The following is a 6,402-nucleotide window of genomic DNA, read 5'->3' as shown; positions in this document are numbered from 1 at the left end:
AGATGTGTATAAGAGACACGGCAGCCACAGGGGCGGCCGCGGGGGCGGCGCTTACATTGGTGATGCGGAAGGAGTTGGGGGACATCCCGGACTCCTCAGCGATGGCGGCCATCATCACGGCCACCAGCTCGCCCTCATCCACCGCGGGGGCGGCGGGAGCGGGAGCGGCCGCAGGAGCCGCCGGCTTCGCAACCGGAGCGGGAGCGGCAGTCTCCTTCTTGCCCTCCAGCAGGCTGACCAGCTTGGAGTTGATCCGGATGACCAGGGCCAGAATGGCCAGCATCAGGAAGACCACCACAATACCGCATACGGCAACCATGATAGCCTCGGTGGGCGCCATGGCGCTAAAGGGATCTAAGATCGCGTTTTCAGCTTTCGGCATGGATCATGTACCCCCTTAACCCAGGGTGACCAGCAGATCGTCGGTGTTGACGGTAGCGCCGGTGGAGACGGCGATGGCCTTCACGGTGCCGTCCACAGGAGCGGACACCTCGATCTCCATCTTCATGGCTTCCAGAACGATCAGCACGTCGCCGGCCTTCACGCTCTGACCCACGGTGCACTCGATCTTGAAGATGCTGCCGGGCATGGGGCTGTTCACCGGGGTCTCACCGGCGCCCACAGAGACAGGAGCGGCGGCAGGAGCGGGAGCAGACTCAGCGGCAGGGGCGGGGGCGGGAGCGGGAGCCGGGGCGGGAGCAGCGGCAGGGGCGGGAGCGGGAGCCACAGGAGCGGCAGCCACGGGGGCGGCCACAGGGGCGGCGGCAACGGGGGCAGCGGCGCCGGTCTTCTCTACGGTGACGCTGTAAACCTTGCCATTCACGGTGACATTGTAGTTCATAGTTGTTTTTCCCCTTTTCTGAATAATATGGCAAGTCATCCAGACCCCGTCCCGGACCCGGATGCGTTTTGCCCGGGTCCTCCGCTTGAAGGATTCAATTCAAGCGGAGGACCGCATTTGGTTTATTGTAGCATTTATGCAAGATATCTGTCAAGAAGCTGAGCCGGGAAATTCCGGCGCAGGCTGCAAACTCTTACAGCACGTCGGCAAACGCCTGGATGGCGGTGCTGGCCTGGCCGAAGTCCCGCATCTGCTGGTCCACGCCCAGCTTGATGTGGGGGATGCCGGCGTCGTCCAGAGCCTTCTTCAGGTAGGGATACTCCATCTCCTCGGGGTCGCAGAACTGCTGCATGAACAGCACCAGGCCCTGAGCGCCGGAGTCCTTCACCATCTGCACCACGAAGTCGCCGCGGCGGTTCTGGTTGGAGTGCTCATCGTACAGGAGCACGTCGTAGTCCTGGTTGGCGAACTGCTGAGCCAGGGCCATCATGGGATCGCCCTCCTCGCTGGCGTCCACCCGGAAGGAGCGGCTCTCCTGGGCCACGTCATCGGCGGCGATGGCGATGTGGTTGTCGTCAAAGATCTGCAGCAGCTTGGGATTGTCGCAGATGATGCCGGAGGTGACCACCTTGGTGCCCTTCCAGTCGGCGACAGGCAGCTTCTCCAGCTCGGCATTGAGCTCTTCCAGCTTCTCGGCGTACACGGCGGGCTCCATGAACCAGGCGGCCCGGAGCACGGCGGAGCGCTTCACGGCGGAGATCACGTCGCAGTGGTCGCTGGCCAGCTTCACGAAGGCCCGGCGGGCGGCGCGGTTCTTGTTCATCACCTTGATGGCGTCCCGCAGGTCGTCGTCGGTGATGATCTTGCCGGAGATCTCCTCCAGCTGATACTTCACATGCATGTACTGATCCACCGTGAACTGCAGTCCGAAGGCGGGCTTGCGGTTCTGGGGGTGGGCCAGGAAGATGCAGGGCAGCTTGCCCTCCATAGCCACGCGGTAGTTCTGGCTCATGGGGCGCAGAGTGTCGCAGATGGTGGGGGTGATGATGCCGTCCAGCTGATCCAGAGTACCGTCCAGCAGCATCTCCAGGGCCAGCTGACCGATGGTGCAGTAGAAGGTGGCGCAGTACTCCTTGGCCAGAGCGATGGTCTTCTTGTTGCTGCCCCAGATGCCCATGGGCACCATGCCGGAGGCGACGACCAACTCTACGGGGGCATAGTAAGGCAGCACGCCGATGACCTTCTTCCCCTCCTTCTTATACTGGGAGAGGACCCGATAGGGATGTTCAGAATATTCCTTAAACTCGTTCAGCAATACCTCGGTGCTCATTTCGCCTCGGCCTCCTTTTTCGCCATATTAGCCTCCATGGCCTCTACCAGGCCCTGGACACGGGTCTCATACTGAGCCTCGTTGAAGTTCCGGGGATCGGCCTGGTCGCCGTCGAAGCCGGCGCAGGGGACGCCCAGATCCTTGGTAAAGCGGCGCTGCATCTCGGCCATATAGCCGGACCAGGGCTTGCAGGAGCGGTTGTAGTGGACCAGCACGCCGTCCACCTTGTTGTCCCGGCAGATGCCCTCACGCCAATCCACGCCCTGCTCGATGCACACGGAGTTGGGGGCCTTGTAGTAGGCGCGGGCCATCTCGTCCATGTTGTTGTACACAAAGCCGAAGGCGGGGGCGTACACCACGGCGGTGACGTTGACACCGTTGGCCTTCAGGGGCTTGAACAGGTTGGGCAGCTTGGGCCAGCAGGGGATGCCCTCGAACATGACGCGGTACTTCTCGGGGAAGGGCGTGGTGCTCTTGCCTTCCTTGACGGCCTCGGCCAGGTCCTTCTCCAGCAGCTCGAAGGCCTCGGCGGCCTCCACCTTGCCGCGGGCGGTCACCACGTCGGCCATGTGGTTGAACAGATCGAAGCCGCTGTAGGGGGCGGGCTTGTACTGCAGGTAGTCGCACACCCGCAGCCAGGCCTTGGCGGTGCGGTTGGCGTTCTCACAGGCGTGCTCGAACTTCTTCTCGTCGAACTTCTTGCCGGTGAGCTCCTCCAGCTGGTGGATGGCCGCGTCGAACTGAGCGCGGACATAGGCCACGTTGGTGTCGTGGACATCCACGGTGTTGTTGTAGGGGATGTCGATCATGATCAGGGGGATGTTGCGCATCCGGCAGATGTTCTCATACCACTTGGTCATGCAGTTGCAGATGTTGTTGCAGCACAGCACGAAGTCGGGCTGGGGCATGCGCATCTGACGGTAGGGCTTGATGGCCTCACGGCGGAAGTTCTTGTAGGCGATCTCCTTCTCGGTGGTCTCCGGCAGGGCCTCGATCTCATAGATGTCATCCAGCACGGTGTAGGGCTGCATGGTCTTGGGGTCCTTCTTGGGCTTGCCGGTCTCGGGGTCGATGACCACCTTGCCGTTCTCGTCCTTCAGGGGCTTGCCGCTGTTGGGGTCGATGATGTACTCCAGGGTCTCGGGGTCGAACTTCCGGGACGCGCGCTTGCCGGCGGCATAGGCCAGGCTGATGCGGGCGTAACCGCAGATGTCGTTATCAAAGCCCAGATCCTCGGCGGCCTTACACATGATCTCACCGTCGCGGTTGGCGGCGATGCCGGCGGCCTGGTTCTCGGGGTACATGACGTTCAGGTCGAAGGCCTCGGCCAGCTCACAGGGGAACTTGGAGCTGGACCAGCCCACCAGCTTTCCTTCCGCGTGGGCCTTCCGGGCGTCGGCGTAGACGTCCTCTACGACTTTGCGCAGAGCCTTTACGCCAGGGCTAACTTCTTTTGCCATAGTAAATCTCCTCCCTACTTGATAGGCAGTATCAATTCCTCACGCGCACCCGGGGGTTAATCCTTGTGCGCTCTCTTATAACGGTCGTAGGCAAACAGGGCCGCCCCCAGGGCCCCGTTGTACTGGGTCAGAGGCGAGGTGTGGATGGTCCGGCCCAGCTCCTCCTCCAGCGCCTTGACCACGCCGGTGTTCTGGGCTACGCCGCCGGTCATCACCACCAGCTCCTTGGCGCCCACACGGTGGGCCAGGCCGGCCACGCGGCTGGCCACGGAGTGGTGGATGCCGTTGATGATGTCCCGCTTGTCGGAGCCCTGAGCCAGCTGGCTGATGACCTCGCTCTCGGCGAAGACGGTGCAGGTGGAGCTGATGGCCAGATTCTTGGTGGACTGGGCGCCCAGCGCCCCCAGCTCCTCCACCTTCACCTCCAGCACCCGGGCCATCACGTCCAGGAACCGGCCGGTGCCGGCGGCACACTTGTCGTTCATGACAAAGTTGGTCATCACGCCGTTCTCAATCTGGAGGACCTTCACGTCCTGGCCCCCGATGTCGATGACGGTGTGCACGTCGGGGAACAGGAAGCTGGCCCCCTTGGCGTGGCAGCTGAGCTCGCTCATCTGGTAGTCCGCAATCCCCTCCAGGGAGTTGCGGCCGTAGCCGGTGGCCAGGGTGAAGGCCATATCCTCCTCCTTCATGCCGGCGTTCTCCAGCACCTGGGAGATGGCCCGCTGAGGGCCGCTGGTGCCGGCGCCCACGGCAATCAGGGACTTGCTGATGATGTCCTTGCCATCGGCCAGAATCACACACTTGGAGGCGGTGGACCCGATATCAATTCCTAAGGTATATACGCTCATATATTCTGCTTCTCCATACTTTGAAATTTGTCAGGCGCTTGCCGCCTCAGACGCAGGTGCCCCTCCAGGGACCGCCCTGACCCGTTTCCCGGTCCCGCCGGGGAGAAGCACAGCCTCTCCCCGGCCGGGCCGGCATGGTTGTCGTTTCTTACTTCTTAAAGGTGTCGAAGTCCTTGATGCTCCGAGGCAGCAGCATCTGATGGAAGGGGCAGATGCTCTCGGGGTTCTGATAGCAGGAGTCGGCGAAGGCCACGATGTAGTTGCGCATCATGGGCATATCCACGATCTCGTCCACCAGGCCGGCCTTGGCGCAGAAGAAGGGCTTGGACTTCTCGTCGTAGTCGTCGATCAGCGCGTTCATCTTGTCGATGGTGGGCTGCAGATCCTTGCCGGCCTTCTGGTCCTTGGCCAGACGGCTGGTGTACATGGCATTGGCGGCGGTCTTGCCGTTCATGACATTGATCTCGGTGGCCGCAGTGCCCAGAGAGAAGGCGTTGTTGTCGTTGCCCTGGGGGCCGCCCAGCACGTAGTGGGCAGCGGCGGTGCCGCGGCGCAGAGTGATCTCCATCATGGGCAGGTCGCTGCTCTGGATGGAGTAGATCAGGGACTGGCCCAAGCCCAGCAGCTCGGCCTCTTCGGCGTCGTCGCCCACGTCAATGCCGGTGGTGTCCTGAATCCACACCATGGGGATGCGGTCGCGGGCACACAGGGTGACAAACTCGTTCATCTTAATCAGGCCCTGGCGGTACAGCTTGCCGCCCGCCGCCATGGACTGACCGTACTTGGCCACCTTGTACTCGGGGTAGTTGGGGAACACGCCCTGCTGGTTGGCCACCACGCCCACCAGAAGGCCGTCCACCTTGGCCAGGCCGGTGATCATCTCGGGGCCGTAGCCCTTCTTGTACTCCATGAACTGGCTGCCGTCGAACAGGCGGCCGATGACAGAGTACATATCATAGGGGCGGTTCTTGTTGTTCAGAACCAGGTCGTACAGCTCGGTGTCCGCCATGAGGGGGGACTGGGGCGTGTCGACGCGGAAGAACTCCAGGTCATAGCTGGGCAGCATATCCACGTACTTCTTGATGCCCTCGATGACGCCCTCCTGGGTCTGATAGACCTCGCGGAAGAAGCCGGTGATGCCGTAGTGGACGGACACAGATCCGGGAGGATCGGCCCGCAGGCCCTTGGTGGCCTCGATCTGAGCCAGAGCGGTCTCCATGTCCACATGGGGCTTGGGGTTCATGCCGCCCACGATGCCCGCGCCGCCTACGGCCATGTTGGCCTTCTCATGGGCAATGAGGATGGTGGGGCTGATGGAGTGGTAGCCGCCGCCGGCGGGGTTGGTGCCGTGGATGCCCACGATGACGGGGATGCCCATCTGGTTGAGCTCAGAGTTGCGGTAGAAGGGGGTGCCGCCGCCCCGGCGGTTGGGGTACACCAGCTCCTGCTGGTCCAGCTCCACGCCGGCGCACTCCAGCAGGTAGATCAGGGGGATGCGCAGCCGCTTGGCGGTGTCGCTGCCCCGGAGCAGGTTATCGGCCTGGCCGGGCACCCAGGTGCCGGCGTGCTTCTTGTTGTCGGAAGCAATGATGACACACCACTTGCCGTTGACCCGGCCCAGGCCCTTGATGATGGAGGTGGTGCCGGTCTTGTTGTCGTTGGGGTTATACAGGCTGTTCAGGGGGCACCAGGTGCCGGGGTCCACCAGCAGGGTGACCCGCTGCATCGCAGTGAGCTGGCCCCGGGCATTCATGGCCTCGTCGGCCTTGCCATTCTCCAGGCCCTTCACGATCTTAGCGTGAATGTCCTCCTCAATGGCCTTCAGTTCCGCCACATTCTCCGGATTGGGGTGAACCGCCTTGCCAACCGTGGGCATGTTCTGGAAGTAGCGGGGCATAGAATAGTTACCCAATGTCGTTT

Annotated in this window: 6 protein-coding genes; all 6 read right to left on the bottom strand. The window is 62.6% G+C overall.

Annotated features, from left to right (window positions below; translation table 11 throughout):
* The coding region (locus tag H6B31_RS12480; RefSeq protein WP_204898827.1) for an OadG family protein at positions 1-382 on the bottom strand (382 nt) is incomplete at its 3' end.
* Between the two features lie 15 nt (positions 383-397).
* On the bottom strand, positions 398-841 hold the full coding sequence (locus H6B31_RS12475; RefSeq protein ID WP_204898826.1) for a biotin/lipoyl-containing protein: 444 nt from the start codon (positions 839-841) through the stop codon (positions 398-400).
* A 193-nt stretch (positions 842-1,034) separates the two neighbouring features.
* Entirely contained in the window at positions 1,035-2,171 is a 1,137-nt protein-coding gene (hgdB, locus tag H6B31_RS12470; protein WP_204898825.1) for a (R)-2-hydroxyglutaryl-CoA dehydratase subunit beta, read from the bottom strand.
* Entirely contained in the window at positions 2,168-3,631 is a 1,464-nt protein-coding gene (gene hgdA, locus H6B31_RS12465; protein ID WP_204898824.1) for a (R)-2-hydroxyglutaryl-CoA dehydratase subunit alpha, read from the bottom strand. Before hgdA ends, hgdB begins: the two co-directional genes overlap by 4 nt.
* 56 nt (positions 3,632-3,687) lie before the next feature.
* Positions 3,688-4,482, bottom strand: a complete 795-nt coding sequence (hgdC, locus tag H6B31_RS12460; RefSeq protein WP_204898823.1) for a (R)-2-hydroxyglutaryl-CoA dehydratase activase HgdC — start codon at positions 4,480-4,482, stop codon at positions 3,688-3,690.
* Between the two features lie 148 nt (positions 4,483-4,630).
* Entirely contained in the window at positions 4,631-6,379 is a 1,749-nt protein-coding gene (locus H6B31_RS12455) for an acyl-CoA carboxylase subunit beta (protein WP_430691903.1), read from the bottom strand.
* Between the last annotated feature and the right edge of the window lie 23 nt (positions 6,380-6,402).

Source organism: Pseudoflavonifractor capillosus (assembly GCF_016899775.1).
Taxonomy (GTDB): domain Bacteria; phylum Bacillota; class Clostridia; order Oscillospirales; family Oscillospiraceae; genus Lawsonibacter.
This window is presented reverse-complemented; position numbering and strand designations above follow the sequence as displayed.